Origin of the sequence: Aneurinibacillus sp. XH2, from assembly GCF_001439585.2 — a bacterium.
In the GTDB taxonomy this organism is placed as follows: Bacteria; Bacillota; Bacilli; order Aneurinibacillales; family Aneurinibacillaceae; genus Aneurinibacillus; species Aneurinibacillus thermoaerophilus.
In genome coordinates this window covers 2801854-2820000 of record NZ_CP014140.1, presented here as the reverse complement: position 1 = coordinate 2820000, position 18147 = coordinate 2801854, and the positions used below count along the sequence as shown (strand labels likewise).

Genomic DNA, 18147 nt, shown 5'->3' with positions numbered 1-18147 from the left:
TTCTTCGTCGCGTTCCACCGCGTCCTTAAGGAAGTCAGTGCCCGGTTTCATTCCAGCAAGGTAGAGGAAAACGCCATCAATATCCCATGTTTCTAGCTCTTTTTGATCGTTTTGGACAACGACTTTTTCCACGCTGTTTTCGCCAAGAATTTCTTTTACACGGTACTTTTTATAAATTTTTACGTTGTCTTTCGCCTCAAGTATGGAAAGGTCAGCCTGTCCTTTCACGGTACCTGTCGGAAGCAGGAAACGGACTTCTTTGCAGAATTTGGAGAGTGCTTCCGCTTCGTGTACGGCTTCTTCATTGTCTCCCGTGACGACAACCGTACGATCCTGGAAGAATGCGGCGTCACATGTAGAGCAGTAGCTCACCCCGCGGCCCGTAAATTCTTCTTCTCCTTTAATTTTGCTGGAAGGCGCTTTGGCTCCAACGGCAATAAATACACTTTTGGCTTTAATGGTTCCTTCAGGAACTTCCAATTTCTTGATTTCTGCGTCGGAAAAGTCTACAGACAATACGTTTGTGCGTACGAACGTAGCTCCGAAATCGTGTGCCTGTGCCTGCATGCGCTGAAGCAGTTCAAGGCCTGTTAGCTCTTCGCGTACGCCCGGATAGTTAGCGATTTTGTGGGTAATTGCCAGCGTGCCGGCGGCTGGTGCCTTGTCAATGACAAGAGTCTTCAGGCGGCCGCGCGCCGCGTATACCGCTGCGGAAGCCCCGGCAGGACCACCGCCGATTGTAACAAAATCATATACTTCATCAAGAATTTTTTGATCAACAGCTTGAAAAATGTCGCCTGTTTTTTCTTGCGGTTTTGCTTCTGCATTGTTTTGTGCAGCTGGTTCGGCTTTTGGTACTTCCGTCTCTTCCGGCAGGTTTAGCAATTTTTTCATTTTTGCTTCCTGGAAACCGAGCACCAGTTTACCATTGATGTAAGTAGCTGGTGTTCCAAAAATCTTTTTTTGCTGCAATTCTTCGAAGTATTTGTAGTTCTCCGATACATTTCTTTCTTCAAAGGGCACGCCCCATGCGGTCAATTGTTCCTTGACTTTTTTGCAATACGGGCACCCTTGACTCGTATATACAATTACGTGATTTTCCATTTTAATCGCCTCCTGAATTCTCTCTGTCTTACTTTACACAAATTACGCAGTCATTAATCAATGGCAGTTATTTATTTCTTTTGATTATTAATTTATAATGGTTTTAAATAATTATTTATCTTTATTATACGAATGGTTTTTGGTGATGTCAACCATTTGATGCGAAATAAAAAATGAGGCTAATGAATCAGCCTCATTTTCTCAGAGTTAAAATTTGTCTTCTTCGGATACCCCTTTTGGAACGCAATTAATAACCGCTTTTTCAAGCTCAGGATCTAAAATGAAGATATGCAAAGGATAAAACGAAAAGGGAACTTTTTCGTACGCGTATAGTTTCTTTACATATTCTCTCGTCTCGTTAAACAGTTTATCTGTATCGATGCCAAGCTTGCCGCTCCATGTTTCTTTTGATTTGGCCAGCGCTGCTTCAAACAGGCGGATAGCTCCCTCGACGTTTCCATTGCGGAAATGATGAAGTCCCACCGCTACTTGCAACAGTGCTTGAAGCAGGCGGTTCCGCCCTTCATTCAGCCATAATTCTTCCATCACTTCATGGCATTCATAATAATCTTGTTCGACATTAAAATAATATAGATATTCAATATATAAACGATGATACACAACGCCCGCTCCTTTTCCTTAGAATCAGAGGGTTCATCGGTAAGCAAACTAAAAGTAATGCCGCTTAATGACCGATAAATAATCGAGACGCGGTCGGAAGCCCTCTGGAATCAAATAACCATGCTTTTGAATATAACTATACGGAATGGATTTGCGGCCACCGCAGGCAGCTTCCTCCCAGAAACGGATAATATGAGCGGCATCCAGCACATATGTCTCATCATGTAAGATGAAACGGATAATCGCAAAGGAAATGCCCTTTTGCTTCAGTACAAGTCGCATGTGATTAATTTGGTGGGCATGGAAGTTGTTGAGCGGAAGCGACGTTTTGTTGCGGGTCTCTTTCGCTTCGAAGTCGAGGTAGCGTCCTTCAAATACTCCGTTATAGTCCGTTGTCGAAGGTTGACGGAAATATGCTTCCCGGATAACGGCTGAAGAACGAGAAGGATAATCGACTTTTACGATTTGAACGGGTGTCGGCTTTTTGTGGACGGAAGCAATTTCATGTGCTACATAGTATGCATTGCTCTCATTAACATCCTCCTCAAGCGACATGCCGCGGCCCGCTGCTGATGTTTGCTTATCTTGGATAAGCGTGAGAAAATCTTCCGCTCTCATGCGGTTAGGAAGTTCGGCATCGGAATGTTGCAGAGCGGGGAATTTTCCGTTTGGATAGCGAATGTTCCGCAATGTGCTCCCTCCTTTTTCATCTATTGTATAATAACAGAAAGAAGAAAAAAGTTATACCTGTGGGCAAGTCAAGAGCTAAAGAAAAGGAGAAGGGATACGCATTTGTTTGCCGAACCGCTTGCAGCGTTTTTGAGAGGAACAGACATATAAACGAAGGAGGATATGATGAACGACCTGTTAGAATTGATCATGACAAGACGGACGATCGGAAAAGTAAAAGATGATCCGGTGCCGCGCGAAGATATTGAGAAAATTCTCGAAGCCGGCAATTGGGCACCCAGTCATTTCAATACACAGCCATGGAAATATTTTGTAATAACTGGAAACGGAAGAAAAAGGCTAGGCGAGGCGTACGCAAAAATCGCTTTATTAGAAAAAGGGGAGGGGCTCACGGATGCAGAAACGAAGGCATTGTATGAAAAAAGCATGAATAAGGCGTTCCGTGCGCCACTTGTCATCGCAGTAGCCTGCTTGCCGCATGAAGAGGAGTACGTGGTGGAAGCGGAAGAGTTCGCGGCGGTTGCGGCCAGCATCCAAAACATGCTTTTGGCTGCTCACGCGCTTGGATACGGTGCGATTTGGCGAACAGGGGCGCCGAGTTACCATCCTGTTATGAAAGAATTATTTGGACTTGGGGCAAAAGATCGGCTAATGGGGCTCGTTTATATTGGCAGACCGGATATGGTGCGCGAATCCCGCCGCATTCCTGTCGAACAAAAGACTGAGTGGTGGAGCTAAGAAAGAGGGATAAGACCATCCCTCTTTTTTTGCTTTTTATGGCAGGCTAAAAGATTTTTTTGTGGTCACGTTCTTCTTTGAGGATTTCGACAGCCTCGCGGAAGCGTTGGGAATGAACGATTTCTCGCTCACGCAGGAAACTGAGCGAGTCTTTCAAATCCGGATCATCTGTCATGTTAATAAGCCATTGGTATGTGGCGCGCGCTTTTTCTTCGGCAGCAATATCTTCATACAAATCGGCAATCGGATCGCCTTTGGCCGCGATATATGTCACGGAAAACGGTACTCCAGCGGCGTTGTTATAAAATAGCGCTTTGTCATGGTTAGCATAGTGTTCACCTAAACCGTGTTTCTCCAACTCTTCCGGTGTTGCGTCCTTTGTCAGTTTATACACCATTGTCGCAATCATTTCTAGATGAGCCAGCTCCTCGGTTCCGATATCATTGAGCACGCCGATCACTTTATCCGGTACGGTGTAGCGTTGGTTCAAATACCGGAGTGCCGCCGCCAGTTCCCCGTCGGAGCCGCCGTATTGCTCGATTAAAAATTTGGCCATGCGAACATCACATTTGCTGACACGTACCGGATATTGCAGCTTCTTTTCATAAAACCACAAAGTAGAAAGCCTCCTTCGCGTATATTTTTAGATTTGCCAGGGCCAAGGAGATTTCCCCCATTTCCAGGGTGTTGGAGAATAGCTGTAACCAAAACTTGTAAGCGGCCCATATATTGATTCAAAATTTTTTTTCAGTTGCATACTTCTTTGTACGTATTCGTTATACTGGACGATAGCTGCCTGGTCATTTGGATGGGTATTAAGATAAAGATTTAGTTCTAAAATAACAAAATCAGTCTGTTGAATTTCAAGAAGAAGGTCATAGTATTTCTCATCCACTTGCTTCATTCATCTGTCCCTCCCCGGCCGTATTTATCTTTGTATGGACTTTGATAAGGCGCGTACAGTGCGGGCCACAGGGTACCAAGACGTAGGGCTTCGGCAGGGGGGACTTGAGGAAGACCATAAGGCTGAAAACCCATATAAAGCTGAGGCGGAGTTTCATATGTCCTTTTTATTATTGGAGGGCAGGGATCAAAGGGACTTACATACGTACGATATCTTTTGCGAAACGTATGCATGCGTGCGCGCTCCTTTCTTTCATATTCAATCTTTTTTATAAATATGGAGGTTGTTTTTCAATTAGTACAAATTGGATAAAAATGGGGCGATTTTCATTGTTCGACAAAATTCGTCTTTATTTATGTACAGAAATTGGTTCTTATATTGATTTTCCCTTGCCTTTTCAAAAAAGTATGGTATATAAAGAAACAGAGTAAAAAAAAGAATACCCCATACGCAAAAAATAATTGAGTTGGAGGAGAGTATGGAATACGCGATTATTGGTTTGCTTTTGTTGGGCATTGGGATTTTGGTTTATTCCTTCTATAAAGAGAAAGATCAGGCTGTGCAATTGGAAGAAAAAATGGAGAATCTCTCTATTCAGATTCTTAAAGAAATCCATCAGATACAAAGTACGCTTGTGCCGCAAGGAAACAACAAATTGGGGGAAAACCGCCGGTCAAAAGAAAGTTTAAAGGAGAAAAAAGAAGGTGCTTAAGCTTCAGGTAAACAAAAATAGTTTGCGCGGCTTCGCTGCGGGCGTTTTATTTTCGACGGCGGTACTGTCGTTTGTATATTATAGCGAATCGCCAGAGAAAGCAGCTTCGGTGCAGGCGGAAAACGTGGAACGAAAAGATCCGGCTACGCAGCCGATCAAGGCGATTGAAATGCCGAAAGCCGCAACTTCTATTCCTAAACAGACACAGCCTGAGCCAAAAGTATATACATACCGGCTGGTTATTGAGAAGGGCATGAGTCCAGAGAAGGTAGCGGAGATTCTTGAGAAGGCACATATTATTCCTGATAGGAAATTGCTGAATAAATATTTAAACGATACTGGTCTGATGGGTTTGGTACGTTATGGAACATATGACCTTAATAGCAACATGAAAATTCCGGAAATCGCAAAAATCATTACGACACCGAAAGCGGAATAAAAAAAGGGCGCGGATTGCACATGATGTTGTGCGATTCGCGCCTTTTTTATCGAACAGAAAAATTTCCTAAATATTTCGCTTATTATTTTGCAGTGTCGCGGCTGTTTTGCTTCGCGGCCGAAAAAGAACGAGAGAAAAAGCTTTGTGCATTTTGTCTAGCGAAAGGTGTAGCCGATTTCAAAGATGCGATGCCACGGAAGCTCAGCCTTTGCGATGCGCGGAGCGGGAGAAATAGCGACATATCGCCCGTTTTTTCGCGTGGCGAGAGAGAGGGTGGCGAGAAATTGATTGGTGCGCTTGGTCACGTTCTCCATTAACATCTTCTCTTCGAGAGGTGGCACTTTTTTGCTAGAGGAGTAGCGCAATGCGTATTCGTAACGTTTAATTGTATTGTAATAGTAATCTTCGGCGTAGCGGAGTGCAAGCCAACGTTCATGAGCTTCATTCCATGTTGGTTCATCGCGGATCATCTCCAGGTGCGCCACCAGCAGCCCGATGGTATTTCCACTTGTATTCCACGCCGCATAACTGTGAATTTTGCTGGAGAGCTTCTGTCGTAAATAATTTTCCATCCAACCTGTTTCAAGAAAGCTTGCGTAAGAGACATCAGCCACACCGCGCAAGTTGTTAGGATGTGCACGAATCCAGTTCTGCAGATTTTCTATTGGCTCTTCGTGCGAATGAACATAGAGAGAAAGAAGGGCGGGCTGTCCGGAAGCAGGGGACTTCGGCTGGACAAACGCGATTTTTTTCCGGATTACTTCTGCAAGCGGTTGTCCATCATACGCTTTGATCGTATTTTGTAATTGTTCGTGTGAAAATGTTACGTCATAACGTGAAGCAGAGCCGGACAATTCGTTTTTGTAACGGGCCAGCAGCAGTGCTGTAATATCATCTGCTCCAGGCATGATGTACACGTTTCGTATGTTTTGCTCTTTGCAGTACTGGAGAAGACGCATTTCATTAAATTTTGGAAGACCCATATCGCTTGTGTCATCCAGACCGATCACGACGCCGTCGACCAACCCTGCTTTCGCCCAATCCGCCATAGTATAAAGAACACGGGTGTTTTCGTTAAACAGTTTCAAATAATCTCTAACATATGAAAACGGGATGGTATTCTGCATTTGACGCAGAAAGTAGAGCATATAATTCCTGCCTTTGACCGTGTTAGCCATCATGTACTGTGCATACTTACGGCCGTATTGCGTAAGCTCCGTCGAATATTTGAAAGCGGGAGTGATGTACGAAGGCTTCTCCCTGGGAATAAGCCCAATAAGGTATATGGTTTTATATTTATATGCACTTAGAATGCTTTGTAACTCAGCCAGACGGTATGCATTTCGCACATAGCTTTCCGCATGCCGTCCTTCAATTAGACTCCCGTTTAGCCACTGCGGAACGCAGATAAAAACGGCATCAGCTGTGGGCAACTGCTGTATTAAAAACGACTTTATTTTTGCGTAATCGGACGGGCGTTCATAATGATCGAGGCCATCTTCAGGGTAAACGACAGACGCGCCGCCGATTTCGCTGAGCATTTTTATGTATTCAGTATTGACCGGACGGCTGTCAAGCGGGATAAGCACAATCTTTTTTCCGGCGAACGATCCACTTGCCGATACGGATGATGCGGAGCATGCGAGCAAAAAAAAGAACATCATTATCCAAACCCCAAAAAACTTCACTTCATCTCTCCTTGGTTTACAGAATTGACCATGCATACGTTTTAGTTATATTCATCACGCTATAAAAGGATTCACATGAATCCGACACAAGCATACGGGAGGGAAAAGCACATGTCGCAACGTTTGCAGGATATTATGACAAGGCAAGTTGCTACCGTTCAGCCGAACCAGACATTGGAAGAGGCGGCACGAATCATGAATGAATATAACGTTGGCGCTGTTCCTGTCGTTGAAAACGGTCAGTGTGTCGGTATGATCACCGACCGCGATATCGCCACTCGCGCATCCGCACACAATCGTGATAGTCAGACGAAAGTGCGCGACGTTATGACGCACAACATCATCACCGCACCCGCTGATATGGACGTTCATGAAGCGGCTGATTTGATGGCGAAAAATCAAATTCGCCGTCTCCCGGTTGTGGATCACAATCAACTGGTCGGCATCGTTTCCCTTGGCGACCTTGCCGTGCAAGACATTTATCAGAACGAAGCGGGCATGGCTCTCTCTGATATTTCCCAAAACTATCCTAACAGAGGATAACATGGGAAGGAAGGGCCGGGGAAAATTTTCTCGGCTCTTTTGCCATTTATTTTAGTAATCATGAAACTTTCTTCTACGCAAACTAAGCGTGGAGGTGAAACGCATGCACAAAGCATTCAAGCAAGTGATTATCATGTCTTTAGCACTTATGATGGCTGGATCGCTTGCGGCGTGCGGTCCGAGAAAAGATGGCACGACCAAAACGCAATCCGAAACGTACCGCCTCAATCAGTATCGTACCAACGGCACGGTCATGGATGATAATTTCGGCATTCGCCCGTACGGTACACAACAGTACAGTCTGCGTCCAGATATGGCGTATATGTACCCGAATGCCAGAGCAGGGCAATATAACATTTATGGGGCCCGTCCCCATAGTACCGTCGAACAAGATCAAAAAGCCGCCGAAAGAATGGCACAGCTTGCGGCCAATGTCCACGGTGTGACTCGCGCTACAGCGATTGTGTACGATCGCGATGCAGTGATCGGCGTTGAAGGAGCGACTGCATCCAATATGAAAATGTTGGAGCGCAGCGTTCATGAAGCGCTAAGGCGAGCTGAACCGGGATATACGATCCATGTTACCGCGGATAAAACGCTCACCCAGCGCATCCGCACGCTAAGCGCTAATATGGGAAACAAGGGGACGAATGCGATGCGTACGTTTGGACGGGACATTACTCAGTTAATCCGTGATATCGGCCGTTCTGTTACCGCGCCGTTTCGTTAAGTTAAATGGAAGAGAAAGGGAATGTCCGGATGGGTATTCTCTTTTTCTTTTGCGATGGGAGGAAACATGGTATCATAGTTAAATGTGGACAATGAGAAGAAAAACAGGCGCCAGAACTGCCGCCTGTTTTTCCTTTTGCATAAACATTACAAAACGGAGGCGTTTTCACATACATGGCAACAGCAAGACCAAGAAAAACGTTTGCAATTATTTCTCACCCGGACGCCGGGAAGACGACATTGACTGAAAAACTGCTTTATTTTGGTGGAGCCATTCATACGGCAGGCATGGTAAAAAGTCGTAAATCCAAACTACAAGCGACATCCGACTGGATGGAAATCGAAAAGCAGCGCGGAATTTCGGTAACCTCCAGCGTAATGCAGTTCTCCTATAATGGATATGCGGTTAACATTCTGGACACTCCAGGGCATCAGGACTTTAGCGAAGATACATACCGTACGTTGACGGCAGCTGATAGTGCGGTAATGTTAATTGATGCCGCCAAAGGAGTAGAACCACAGACCATTAAGTTGTTTGAAGTATGTCGGATGCGAAAAATTCCGATTTTTACTTTTATCAACAAAATGGATCGTGAATCGAAAGATCCGCTAGCTTTATTAGAGGAACTGGAAGAAGTGCTTGGCATCCGCTCCTGTCCGATGAACTGGCCAATTGGTTCTGGCATTGATTTTAAAGGAGTATATGATCGGGAGAGGCAGCAGGTGGAACTTTTTAAACATGGAGAAAAAGGACGCCATATTTTCCCCGTATTCCAGGAGGGAAAAAGTAATGAGAAAGTGAAGGAACTGTTGGGCGAAGAAAGATATATGAAGCTGAAAGAAGATATTGAGCTACTTGATATCGCGGGTGATCCGTTTGATCGTGAAAAAATTGACAATGGATTATTGACGCCTGTCTTTTTTGGGAGCGCGCTGACAAACTTCGGTGTAGAGTCGTTCCTTGAGTATTTCCTCAGGCTGGCTCCGGGACCGGCTCCCCGTATGAGCGATAAGGGCCTCATTTCTCCAGAGCACAACAAGTTTTCCGGATTCGTGTTTAAAATTCAGGCAAATATGAATCCTGCGCACCGTGATCGAATCGCTTTTTTGCGCATTGTTTCGGGCAAATTTATTCGAGGGATGACCGTACAACACGTGCGCACTGGAAAACGTATCAAGCTTTCTCAGCCTCAGCAATTTCTGGCACAGGAACGCAACATTGTGGAAGAAGCGTATCCAGGAGACATTATTGGCTTATTTGATCCAGGAACGTTTGGCATCGGCGATACGCTGGTAGAAGGAAATCAGACGTTTAGCTTTGCGGATATTCCACATTTTTCGCCTGAGATTTTTGCGAAGGTACGCGCCAAAGACACGATGAAATATAAGCAATTTCATAAAGGAATGCAGCAGCTTACGGAAGAAGGGGCTGTCCAATATTTCACGACGGCCGCTCCCGGCGCCGAAACGTTGATTCTCGGCGTGGTGGGCCAATTGCAGCTTGAAGTTTTTGAATACCGTATGCGCAACGAATATGGGGTAGATGTAGAGCTTCAGCCGCTAGGTTTTACACTTGCCCGCTGGGTGAAAGGGAACAAAAAAGAACATGAATTAAATCTCATCCAGTATGGAGGCAGTCTTGTTGTACGCGACCGGGAAGGAAGGCTGGTCGTGCTGTTGGAAAACGAATTCGCTGAACGCTGGGCGAAGGAGAAAAATCCGGATGTGGAGTTCGTCAGCACATCGTACGAATGATAAGGTAAGGAATCTAAAGGAATTTTCGGATAAACGGCTTGATGCTATCGATGCCGATGGCGAACCCAAGCCCATGGTTGTCCCGGATAATAAAGGCGTTCATGCCGATTGCTTCACCGTTCATATTAATGAGCGGGCCTCCGCTGTTTCCAGGATTGATCGCGGCGTCTGTTTGAATGATGTCTTCATACTTCCGGTCGGCGATTTGAACCGGCCGGTTTTTTGCGCTGATAATGCCGGTTGTAACTGTATTTTCCAGACCGAGTGGATTGCCGATGGAGATGACAAGTTCCCCGACCTGTGCTTCTGTGGAGGAACCAAGAGGAAGTACAGGTAGCGGATTGCGGGTTTGTATGTGAAGTAGCGCGAGATCGCGTTTCGGATTACTCCAAACGACGTTCGCCTTTTTCACTTCTCCTGAATAGAGCTTAACGTAAATTACGCGGGCGTTATGAATCACGTGCTCGCTCGTTAAAATATAACCGCGCGGATGAATGATAAAGCCGGTGCCGAAGCTGCGGCGCACTTCTTTTTCGTGAGGCTGTGAATTCGGAAATAAAAAATTATGAAGAATTTGTGTCATTTTTTTGTTGACCGCGTAGTCTTCCGTTGTAATGGAAATAATGGCAGGTTTTACTTTTTCAACGATTGGAACGAAAAAATTGGCGGGATGCATGTAGGAAGGTTTGCGGAATGTACGCGTTATATGCGTTACTTTTCTTTTCAATCTCTTTCCTCCTTCCTGCACTGGGGCGAAGAATCGGCCTCTAGGCAAGGATAGCTTCTTCTGCCAAGTATATGATTTGCCTTTGACCATTTGGGATAAGAGCGAATCTTTTTTCTCCATATAGTTTATGTTGCTTGTTGGACAGTGTGAAAGTATTTATTTTCTTATAATTCGTATAAAGCAGACGTTTCTGGTACATGCTAGAAAATACATACAGTGGAATACCAAGGAGGTCTGTAATGATGAATGAAATGCCTTTATCTATTTATACGGGACAAATTTTTAAACCTTTCGCCTGGAAAGCGAATTTTGACATGGAATTTTCTTCAGAATGTATGTACTGTGATTCCAATAAGAATCTTAAAGGGTATGTGGTAGAAGATGAAACAGGTGGTTCAGTACGGGTAGCGATTTGCCCGGTGTGTCAGAAAATAAATGCCAGATATTAAAGTGGGTTAAAAGTCGCCTTTCCTGAATACATATAAGGCAAACTGATAGTGTGTGTCGGGAAAGGGGAACGACAATGGAAAAGCAGTGTAACCGTTGCGGCCATGTAATGCATTTGTATTTGCGAAAGCTTGTCTATATGAACCATACGCAAATCGAACATGTGCCTATGTACTGGTGCTGCTATTGCGGGCACCACGAATTAGTTGAACAAATTAAAGAAGAGTTGAAGCAATGCTTACAGCGGCTGCACACCGAAAAAGGAACAAAGGCGATTTCGTTTGCTGAACATTCCATATTTACGCGCATGATGCTAAAGACCTGCGCGCAAAAACCTTGCTTTACCGTTGATGAATGGCTCGACCTATATCTTCTGGCCAAATCGCTGGGGGATAAGCAATGGCTCAGGCAGGTGCTTGTTTCTTTACGGGAAGTAGCGCGCTCGAAATGTGAATAAAGTTTTACAATTTATTAAAAAAACGGGTAGATAGAAGGATATTTATCCGTTTTTTTGGTAGACATTTCCCTAATCTTTTTATTACAATAGAAGTAAATAAATGTGGGAGGTACGCTTAAGATGGGTGGGCAACAAATTGCCATGTTCGGTTTGATTGCATCGATGGCCATTCCGCTCATTTTGTTATCCATGATGTTTATTGCCGCAAAGAGAAAGAAAAGCTCTTAAAGGCGTGAACATAGAGGAGCCCCCTGACGTTCGGCTGTCAGGGGGTTTTGATATCCGGGAACGTAAGCGTAGGAACGGGGTGTTTTTGCATCCATTTTTCTTTTTTCGTGATAAGATACTGCAACGCATCGCTCGGTTTTCCATAGAGCAATACAAGCAGTTTTTGCGAATGCAACAAATCATCGTGCGTTAATTTATAATAATCTTCCGCCGGGTAAGGCATGAGACCCGGGGTTAAGGCATAGTAAAAGTTGGAGTCGGGACGTACCCATTTTTCCTTGGTTGCCTTAATAGCGGCGAACAGCTTGGAGGCCGCCTGTTTTTTGGCCGGGTTTTGATCATATAAATATGCTTCCAGCAGATAATTCATGTTGGCAGCCAGATGGTTGAGCGACGTGTGCGTCCGCCTGCTGTTTTGAGCACCTACATAATCAGGAATAAAGCTGATCGTTTTATCGCCAGCTTTCTGACTATATTTGTCGATATAGCGCAGCATATAATGGTCCCACTTGCGCAAAGTTTCCCTAATATCCGGATCGGGTTTTTGCTGCACGTAGCGCAATAAAAACAGCGCATTGTCGGCGTTTCGACGGTTATCCATATAGGCGTAATCAATGTTATATTCGCGGCGGAGCCATTGTGAACGCGGATACGTGGGCCAGTAGCCCTCTTCGTTCTGTGATTGCACTGCCGTATAGGCTAGATGAGTGGCGATATCCATAAACAGGCTGCCCATCGCTGGATAAGATACGAAATCATTAGCGTGCAACCCTTCGCCATTAGCAGGGTTCCGGTAGAAGGCCATTTTCGAACTTGGTTCGTAGTTTTCCGGAATAATGGAGTATGCACCGTCTGCCCGCAGTTTTTTGTCATGTTCGAATTCGATTTCTAACGCTTTTTTGTACGCTTTTGGCTCATTCCAGTTAATTAGAGGATGGCCGGCGAGTATGCCCCAGGCAGTGCTCATGGAAGTGCTGTCTGCGGGTAAGGTGACTTTGTATTGCGTGTATCCGTTTTGCACCACCTGCACATCGGATGCATAATATGGGAGCTCTTCGTAGACAGTATAGCCGAGAGGACGGTATACTTCCGCTTTACCAATCCGGTAGAACAATTTTTGGCCGTCCACGTACGCGGCTTTAGATAATGAGTTGGGAAGTTCATCCCATCTTTGCCAGGCCGGGGGTTTACCGGGTGCGAACATATGCACGTATCTTGGTTCGTTTTCTTTGACAGTAATTTGAAGGAACGCTTTGTTCGCCTTAGGAGTAGCATGGTTTTCGGCGAAGTATAAAATATCTCCGTTTTTTATCTTGGCTATGGTCAACCGGAAGAAGCGTCCGTCTTTTTTGTAATCGTAACGCGTATAGATAGCATGTTCGTAACGTTTCTCGGTTGTTACTGGTTTAACGTCCTCCATCCAGCCACCTAAATTGATTTTATAATCGCTGAGCACGAAACTTTTAATCCGGTAGGAAAAATCAGCCGATATATTATTTGCGACAAGAACAAAGGAGCATAGGAGTACCGTTATAGTGCTGATCACCAATATACGCTTTGCATATCTCAAGCTGTATCCCTCCTTTCCAGACCACAGAGCGCATGGCAGCGATGAAGTATAAGAGGCCCATATCCTCACAGAGGAATGGACCTCTTATTTTTATTATACCTATAAAAGGATACAGATTAGAAATTTTGCATGGTAGCCCATACGTCTAGTTTTGTTTTTACACGTTTGATTACTTCATCCGTAAATTCGGTTGTTGTTGCACTTCCGCCTAGATCGGCCGTACGCACGCCTTGGCTTACGGCTTCAATGGTCGCTTCGTAAATTGCGCGGGAAGCTGCATATGCGTTTTGTTCATGGAAATATGTGAGCAGGGATGCGGAAGCAAGAATCATCGCCATCGGGTTCGCGATGTTTTTGCCTTGGAGAGCCGGAGCGGTACCGTGCGGTGCCTCTACCATTACGGCTTGTGTGTTGAAATTTTCGTCGAAACCGAGCAGGACGGATTCAGCGCCCGCGATAGAACCAAACATTTGCAACACCATATCGCTTAGGCAGTCGCCGTCGCGGTTCAAAGCCGGAATGACCATCGCGTCACCAGCGGAAGAAAGCAGCAACGCATATGTAGCGTCAATGAGTTGTGGTTCGTATTTTACATTTGGGTAGCGTTTGCTTACGGCATCCATTTCTTCTTTCAGCATGCCTTCATAGATCGGGCTTACCGTGTATTTTGGACCGCCGAATACTTTAGCGTTTGTTTTTTGTGCATGGCGGAACGCGAATTCAGCAACGGCACGGCACGTTTTGCGATCAATTTTTTCGGTGCGGTATGCGATTTCATCTAAGCCTTCACCTTCGCGCCATTCCTTTGCACCGTAAGCATCACCGACAGCCATGCGAACAACGGAAATTGGAGCGTAAGCGCCCGCTACCGGACGGATGCCAGGAATTCTGCGGCCTGTCCGCAGGATGACTTTCCCATCGATTTCGCGGCGGAGAATTGCGTTCGGGCTGCCTACAGAGCCCTTTTCTTCCGGCGTGATTGTGGCCGCCTTTAAGCCAAATCCTGTTCTTTTCATTGCGCGCGCTGCTTCGTGTACGACTTCGTTATTTGTTTTTATGCGATTTTCGAGGCTTAAATCGTATGTCTCAAAATCAATTTCAAAGCCGATAACATCAGGCTGAAGTACGCGCAACGCTTCTTCAAGCAGTTCTTGGCCAGTCTGGTCGCCTTGCATAACAACAACTGTTTTTTTCATGTCTGTACCACCTCTTCTGAAATCTTTCTCTTCCTCTTTTATTTAACAAACAACCTTACTTATTATGCATGATTTCATAAAATATCTCAATTATTATTGACAGGATTTGTATGAGGAATACAAAGAAATTTTGGAGAAACTAACGAATGCATAAAGTCTGACTTTTTGCCGGAGGTTAAGAAAATGGTACAGAAGATACGCATGGAACCGTTGACCGCCAACGAACTTGTACAACTCGAAGCGCGGATGAGCCAGGAAGAAATGATTTGTCAAACATATATGAATGCGGCTTCCAATGTGGTAAGCACGGACTTGAAAGAATTATGCGGCCAAATGGCCGCACGTCATCAAAAAAATTATCAGCTGCTGTGTCAAATGCTGAATCAGCATCAGCATCCGCCGCACGGGGTACAGTAGAAAGGGGGCTGGAATGATGCCAGTATCAGATAAACAAATTGCCAGTGAATTGTTGGCATACGAGAAAATGATGGTTACCGCGTATGCGCAGACAATGACGGAGACGAACTGCCCGGAGCTTCGACAGGGGATTCAACAATTGTTGAATCATTCACTGCAAAACATCGTAGAAATTGGACAGATTATGGCAGCAAGCGGATGGGTGGCTCCGCGTTATGCATTGCCGGATGAAATTGCAGAAGCAGCAATTCGTGCCAGACAGACAAATCAGAATTTGCAACAAGCCGTATCTGCTTGGCAGGCAGCGGAAGCATCAGCCGGACAGCAGCAAGGGGCACGGAAGCAGCAGAATGGAACATAAAGCGGGTACCCGCTTGTATGTAGAACATACAGGCGGCTTTTTGTATTTATACCAGAGAAAAAAACAGGTAATATAAAATAGGAAGATGAACAGAATGAAAGGAGAGGAACAACGATGCAAGAATTGACTTCCATCGAAGAATTAAACCAATTTTTAGAGAAGAATCCTGAGGCCATTTTGTTGAAGCACAGTACAACTTGTCCGATTAGCAGCCAAGCTTACGACGAGTTTATGAAGTATGTCAAAAGTGTGGAGACAAAGCCGTGGGCGCTCATAATTGTGCAAACCGCCCGCCCGGTATCCAACGAAATTGCAGATCGTTTTGGCGTTAAGCACGAATCGCCGCAAGTATTGTATATAAAAGACGGCAGCGTGGCATGGCATACTTCCCATTGGAATATTACGGAGAAGAATCTGCGAGAAAATATAGTATAGGAAATTTTTGTAACATTTTAGCTATAAGTCAGATTGAAGACAAACTCCCTTGTCTCGCAAGAAACAAGGGAGTAATTAAAAAAAACTTTCATTAAACATAGAGATAAAAATTTGCAATTATTCCCACCTGCACTCCAATACGTCTCCTGTTTTGATGACATCCTGGAATGAAGCTGGATTTCCGTTAATTGTAATTACAAGATTTTTTCCTGAATCCATCGTTTGCAAGCTTTCATCTACATAGCGAAATACATCGCTGAAGATCGGATCGCCCGTGAAGCGAACCCGCACCGCGATGGACGCGTGCGCCCGGATCGGTTCCGTTAATGCAACGCGTTCCCCGTCCAAGTAAATTTCCATTTCACTTGCAGGGATTTGAACTGTTTTTCCATTGAATGTTATGATTGTGTTCACTTCTGTTCGTTCTTCAGGTGGAAGCACATCCTCGATCGTAGGAAGTGCAGTTGTATGTCTGCGATATAAAATCTGATCGTTTTTCTTAATTTTGTTATCCAGACTGGCTTCTTTTCCGTTGATAGTAAAAACGTATGTGGAATACGTATAATGCATTGCTTTTCCGTTGACGGTAAACGGCAGTTGCTGGGTTTCCATTTCCGGTCTGTATGCTCCTGCGGCGATGAGTACTTCGCGCAGTGTAGACGGCAGTGAGATTTCTATCTCATCCCTGTCCTTGAGAGGCGTATCCCATGACGCTTCCTGACCGTTAATAAAAATGAACGGAGAAAGGGATAACGGAGTATCATTTAGCATGATGTCCAGCGTGTCGGTGTCTCCTGCCAGTTCAATTGGTTTAGCTGAAGCGGGAACGCCATCTTTTCCCGGCTTAAATATGATCCGATCCTCCGCTTGAACAGGCGTATCCAGTTGTGCTGGCTCGTTGTTAAGGAGCAGAACGGGTGCTGTGCCATGCCCGCCAGGAATGATTTTCATTTTGCCGTTTACGTGTACGGTCATCGCCAGACCGGGACGTCCGTGCAGACGCTTGATGTCTATCCCCGCGTACAGCAGCACATCGCCGACAGTCATTTGTTTTAAATCAAAGATACGCAGCGTTTCCCCGTTAAGATGAATGGATAAATATTTAATCGGGTGTTTCACTGCCGCTACCGCAATTCCCAGCGGCGTTACGAATTCCGGCCCCGTTAGGTTCGCTTTGCCGATAAAGGCTTGGATAGCATCCGCGCCTCGTACAGCAACGCGCGCGGGAGGAAGATTCAAGCGTTCGGCAATTTTGGAGGGCAAGGTTGGTGTCAGGCTACCGCCGCCGATTAGTATCACTGCTTGCGGGGGATTTCCGTTTAACTCCAGAATGCGTTCGCTGATTAAATTGGCAAGGTTATGAATATCGGTTTCAATATTACGAATGACTTCCTCGCGGCTATAGGTGTATTCTATGCCGAGGATGTCGGAAAATGTGACCGTGTCCTGTGTCGACAGTTTCCGCTTGATTTCTTCAGCTATTGGAAAGTCAAGCAGATACGCCTGACTGAGCGCTTCCGTAATTTCGTCTCCAGCGATCGGCACCATGCCGTATGCTGTCACTGTTCCCGCTCCGGTAATGGCAATATCCGATGTACCTGCTCCGATATCAACCAGCGCCACATTAAGGCGGCGCATGGTGGGCGGAACAAGCACATTAATGGCTGCAATCGGTTCAAGTGTAAGCGCGCACATCCTGAGATCCGCTCGTTTTAGTGCAGCAATTAGGGAGTCGACAACTACACGAGGGAGAAACGTAGCGATAATTTCCACTTTTGCCTCGTTGCCGCGTTGGTCGATCAGGCTACCGATGATTTCCCCATCAAGAAAATAGTTGACCACGCTATAGCCAACACAATAATACTGGGTAAAGTCATTCGCTTTATGTTGTTTGGCCAGAATGCGCTGGGCTTTCTGGATGGCGGCAAGTTCAAGTGCGATACTATCGTTGTGTGATATTGGGCCTGCCCCGGAAATATCTTTGCTTACTTCGATGCGTTGTGTATGGAGTGAACGTCCCGCAGCCGCTACGGCCACGTCCGTGAGCTTTACATTTACTTTCGTTTCCAGACGTTGCTTGACACGAGAGATGACTTCAGCTACTGCCACTACGTCGTGGATTTGTCCGTCCAGCATTGAGCGCTCCGTATGCTCTTCGCATTCATACCCGATAACCTCAAATTTGCCTTCCGGGCTAGGGACCACCAGCAGTCCAACTACACTGCGCGTTCCGATATCAAGAGCGAAAATATGTTGTGAATGTCCTTCGCCCATACTTTACAACTCCTCCAATTATAAAGCGTGTCCTTCATGGTTTATTTGAAGGAATATGTAAGATATTCGCTGCGGGATAGAAAATTCCTTTTTTCTTTTATATAAAGGCTGA

The 18147-nt window shown here is 45.4% G+C and carries 22 protein-coding genes (1 of these 22 only partly in view); 11 read left to right on the top strand and 11 right to left on the bottom strand.

Annotated elements, in window-relative coordinates:
• The 3 genes from ACH33_RS13945 to recU form a co-directional block, all read right to left on the bottom strand.
• Positions 1–1104, bottom strand: partial view of an FAD-dependent oxidoreductase gene (locus ACH33_RS13945; RefSeq protein WP_082706073.1) — the 5' portion only. It extends 180 nt beyond the left edge of the window; the window shows 1104 of its 1284 coding nt (coding positions 1–1104); it begins with the start codon at positions 1102–1104; its stop codon lies beyond the left edge, outside the window.
• A gap of 207 nt (positions 1105–1311) precedes the next feature.
• Positions 1312–1725 (bottom strand): DUF309 domain-containing protein, encoded by a 414-nt coding sequence (locus tag ACH33_RS13940; RefSeq protein WP_057899579.1) that lies wholly within the window; start codon positions 1723–1725, stop codon positions 1312–1314.
• Positions 1726–1773: 48 nt separating this feature from the next.
• The gene (recU, locus tag ACH33_RS13935) at positions 1774–2415 is read right to left on the bottom strand and encodes a Holliday junction resolvase RecU (RefSeq protein ID WP_236781893.1); all 642 of its coding nucleotides are present in this window, start codon (positions 2413–2415) and stop codon (positions 1774–1776) included.
• A gap of 162 nt (positions 2416–2577) precedes the next feature.
• On the opposite strand from recU, the gene ACH33_RS13930 reads away from it, so the two are divergent.
• Positions 2578–3153 carry a nitroreductase family protein gene (locus tag ACH33_RS13930; RefSeq protein WP_091260143.1) on the top strand — a complete coding sequence of 192 codons (576 nt, stop codon included), beginning with the start codon at positions 2578–2580 and terminating at the stop codon, positions 3151–3153.
• Positions 3154–3199: 46 nt separating this feature from the next.
• Here ACH33_RS13930 and ACH33_RS13925 read toward each other — a convergent pair whose 3' ends face one another.
• Genes ACH33_RS13925 through ACH33_RS13915 form a run of 3 tightly spaced genes read right to left on the bottom strand, consistent with a single transcriptional unit; the run spans position 3200 to position 4290 of the window.
• The gene (locus ACH33_RS13925; protein ID WP_057899577.1) at positions 3200–3769 is read right to left on the bottom strand and encodes a manganese catalase family protein; all 570 of its coding nucleotides are present in this window, start codon (positions 3767–3769) and stop codon (positions 3200–3202) included.
• A gap of 27 nt (positions 3770–3796) precedes the next feature.
• Positions 3797–4057, bottom strand: a complete 261-nt coding sequence (locus ACH33_RS13920; RefSeq protein ID WP_057899576.1) for a spore coat protein CotJB — start codon at positions 4055–4057, stop codon at positions 3797–3799.
• Positions 4054–4290: a spore coat associated protein CotJA gene (locus ACH33_RS13915; protein ID WP_057899575.1), complete on the bottom strand. Its 237-nt coding sequence runs from the start codon at positions 4288–4290 to the stop codon at positions 4054–4056. The genes ACH33_RS13920 and ACH33_RS13915 overlap by 4 nt, the downstream gene beginning before the upstream one ends.
• Positions 4291–4535: 245 nt before the next feature.
• On the opposite strand from ACH33_RS13915, the gene ACH33_RS13910 reads away from it, so the two are divergent.
• Complete coding sequence (locus tag ACH33_RS13910; RefSeq protein ID WP_057899574.1) at positions 4536–4769, top strand: hypothetical protein; 234 nt, start codon at positions 4536–4538, stop codon at positions 4767–4769.
• On the top strand, positions 4762–5208 hold the full coding sequence (locus tag ACH33_RS13905; protein ID WP_057899573.1) for a hypothetical protein: 447 nt from the start codon (positions 4762–4764) through the stop codon (positions 5206–5208). Before ACH33_RS13910 ends, ACH33_RS13905 begins: the two co-directional genes overlap by 8 nt.
• 155 nt (positions 5209–5363) lie before the next feature.
• Here ACH33_RS13905 and ACH33_RS13900 read toward each other — a convergent pair whose 3' ends face one another.
• The gene (locus ACH33_RS13900; RefSeq protein ID WP_162265040.1) at positions 5364–6872 is read right to left on the bottom strand and encodes a DUF4127 family protein; all 1509 of its coding nucleotides are present in this window, start codon (positions 6870–6872) and stop codon (positions 5364–5366) included.
• A gap of 135 nt (positions 6873–7007) precedes the next feature.
• Between ACH33_RS13900 and ACH33_RS13895 the strand changes: the two genes are divergently transcribed.
• The 3 genes from ACH33_RS13895 to ACH33_RS13885 all read left to right on the top strand — a co-directional run bounded on the left by ACH33_RS13895 (position 7008) and on the right by ACH33_RS13885 (position 9923).
• Complete coding sequence (locus tag ACH33_RS13895) at positions 7008–7439, top strand: CBS domain-containing protein (protein WP_057899571.1); 432 nt, start codon at positions 7008–7010, stop codon at positions 7437–7439.
• Between the two features lie 103 nt (positions 7440–7542).
• Positions 7543–8169 (top strand): YhcN/YlaJ family sporulation lipoprotein, encoded by a 627-nt coding sequence (locus ACH33_RS13890; protein ID WP_057899570.1) that lies wholly within the window; start codon positions 7543–7545, stop codon positions 8167–8169.
• Positions 8170–8342: 173 nt separating this feature from the next.
• A complete protein-coding gene (locus tag ACH33_RS13885; RefSeq protein ID WP_057899569.1) occupies positions 8343–9923 on the top strand; it encodes a peptide chain release factor 3 in 1581 nt (526 codons plus the stop codon).
• 13 nt (positions 9924–9936) lie between these two features.
• On the opposite strand, the gene ACH33_RS13880 is transcribed toward ACH33_RS13885, so the two are convergent.
• Positions 9937–10650, bottom strand: a complete 714-nt coding sequence (locus ACH33_RS13880) for a S1C family serine protease (RefSeq protein ID WP_236781892.1) — start codon at positions 10648–10650, stop codon at positions 9937–9939.
• Between the two features lie 239 nt (positions 10651–10889).
• Between ACH33_RS13880 and ACH33_RS13875 the strand changes: the two genes are divergently transcribed.
• Together ACH33_RS13875 and ACH33_RS13870 are read left to right on the top strand one after the other, a co-directional pair.
• Positions 10890–11099: a hypothetical protein gene (locus tag ACH33_RS13875; RefSeq protein ID WP_057899568.1), complete on the top strand. Its 210-nt coding sequence runs from the start codon at positions 10890–10892 to the stop codon at positions 11097–11099.
• A gap of 74 nt (positions 11100–11173) precedes the next feature.
• The gene (locus ACH33_RS13870) at positions 11174–11554 is read left to right on the top strand and encodes a hypothetical protein (RefSeq protein WP_057899567.1); all 381 of its coding nucleotides are present in this window, start codon (positions 11174–11176) and stop codon (positions 11552–11554) included.
• A 265-nt stretch (positions 11555–11819) separates the two neighbouring features.
• Here ACH33_RS13870 and ACH33_RS13865 read toward each other — a convergent pair whose 3' ends face one another.
• Positions 11820–13352: a hypothetical protein gene (locus tag ACH33_RS13865; RefSeq protein WP_057899566.1), complete on the bottom strand. Its 1533-nt coding sequence runs from the start codon at positions 13350–13352 to the stop codon at positions 11820–11822.
• A gap of 116 nt (positions 13353–13468) precedes the next feature.
• On the bottom strand, positions 13469–14548 hold the full coding sequence (locus tag ACH33_RS13860) for an isocitrate/isopropylmalate family dehydrogenase (RefSeq protein WP_057899565.1): 1080 nt from the start codon (positions 14546–14548) through the stop codon (positions 13469–13471).
• Positions 14549–14731: 183 nt separating this feature from the next.
• Between ACH33_RS13860 and ACH33_RS13855 the strand changes: the two genes are divergently transcribed.
• From ACH33_RS13855 to ytxJ, 3 genes are all read left to right on the top strand, one after another.
• Positions 14732–14965, top strand: coding sequence for a hypothetical protein (locus tag ACH33_RS13855; RefSeq protein ID WP_057899564.1), 234 nt, complete (start codon positions 14732–14734; stop codon positions 14963–14965).
• 13 nt (positions 14966–14978) lie between these two features.
• Positions 14979–15326 carry a spore coat protein gene (locus tag ACH33_RS13850; RefSeq protein WP_082706069.1) on the top strand — a complete coding sequence of 116 codons (348 nt, stop codon included), beginning with the start codon at positions 14979–14981 and terminating at the stop codon, positions 15324–15326.
• A 114-nt stretch (positions 15327–15440) separates the two neighbouring features.
• Complete coding sequence (ytxJ, locus tag ACH33_RS13845) at positions 15441–15761, top strand: bacillithiol system redox-active protein YtxJ (RefSeq protein ID WP_057899562.1); 321 nt, start codon at positions 15441–15443, stop codon at positions 15759–15761.
• 117 nt (positions 15762–15878) lie between these two features.
• Here the strand turns inward: ytxJ and ACH33_RS13840 are convergent, their stop codons facing one another.
• Entirely contained in the window at positions 15879–18035 is a 2157-nt protein-coding gene (locus tag ACH33_RS13840; protein WP_057899561.1) for a cell division protein FtsA, read from the bottom strand.
• Between the last annotated feature and the right edge of the window lie 112 nt (positions 18036–18147).

Bases quoted from the DNA above. Each gene is read 5' to 3' on its own strand.
- ACH33_RS13930 (WP_091260143.1), top strand. From the start codon at position 2,578: ATGATGAACGACCTGTTAGAATTGATCATGACAAGACGGACGATCGGA.
- ACH33_RS13920 (WP_057899576.1), bottom strand. From the start codon at position 4,057: ATGAAGCAAGTGGATGAGAAATACTATGACCTTCTTCTTGAAATTCAA.
- ACH33_RS13915 (WP_057899575.1), bottom strand. From the start codon at position 4,290: ATGCATACGTTTCGCAAAAGATATCGTACGTATGTAAGTCCCTTTGAT.
- ACH33_RS13910 (WP_057899574.1), top strand. From the start codon at position 4,536: ATGGAATACGCGATTATTGGTTTGCTTTTGTTGGGCATTGGGATTTTG.
- ACH33_RS13900 (WP_162265040.1), bottom strand. From the start codon at position 6,872: ATGATGTTCTTTTTTTTGCTCGCATGCTCCGCATCATCCGTATCGGCA.
- ACH33_RS13895 (WP_057899571.1), top strand. From the start codon at position 7,008: ATGTCGCAACGTTTGCAGGATATTATGACAAGGCAAGTTGCTACCGTT.
- ACH33_RS13890 (WP_057899570.1), top strand. From the start codon at position 7,543: ATGCACAAAGCATTCAAGCAAGTGATTATCATGTCTTTAGCACTTATG.
- ACH33_RS13885 (WP_057899569.1), top strand. From the start codon at position 8,343: ATGGCAACAGCAAGACCAAGAAAAACGTTTGCAATTATTTCTCACCCG.
- ACH33_RS13875 (WP_057899568.1), top strand. From the start codon at position 10,890: ATGATGAATGAAATGCCTTTATCTATTTATACGGGACAAATTTTTAAA.
- ACH33_RS13870 (WP_057899567.1), top strand. From the start codon at position 11,174: ATGGAAAAGCAGTGTAACCGTTGCGGCCATGTAATGCATTTGTATTTG.
- ACH33_RS13860 (WP_057899565.1), bottom strand. From the start codon at position 14,548: ATGAAAAAAACAGTTGTTGTTATGCAAGGCGACCAGACTGGCCAAGAA.
- ACH33_RS13855 (WP_057899564.1), top strand. From the start codon at position 14,732: ATGGTACAGAAGATACGCATGGAACCGTTGACCGCCAACGAACTTGTA.
- ACH33_RS13850 (WP_082706069.1), top strand. From the start codon at position 14,979: ATGATGCCAGTATCAGATAAACAAATTGCCAGTGAATTGTTGGCATAC.
- ytxJ (WP_057899562.1), top strand. From the start codon at position 15,441: ATGCAAGAATTGACTTCCATCGAAGAATTAAACCAATTTTTAGAGAAG.
- ACH33_RS13840 (WP_057899561.1), bottom strand. From the start codon at position 18,035: ATGGGCGAAGGACATTCACAACATATTTTCGCTCTTGATATCGGAACG.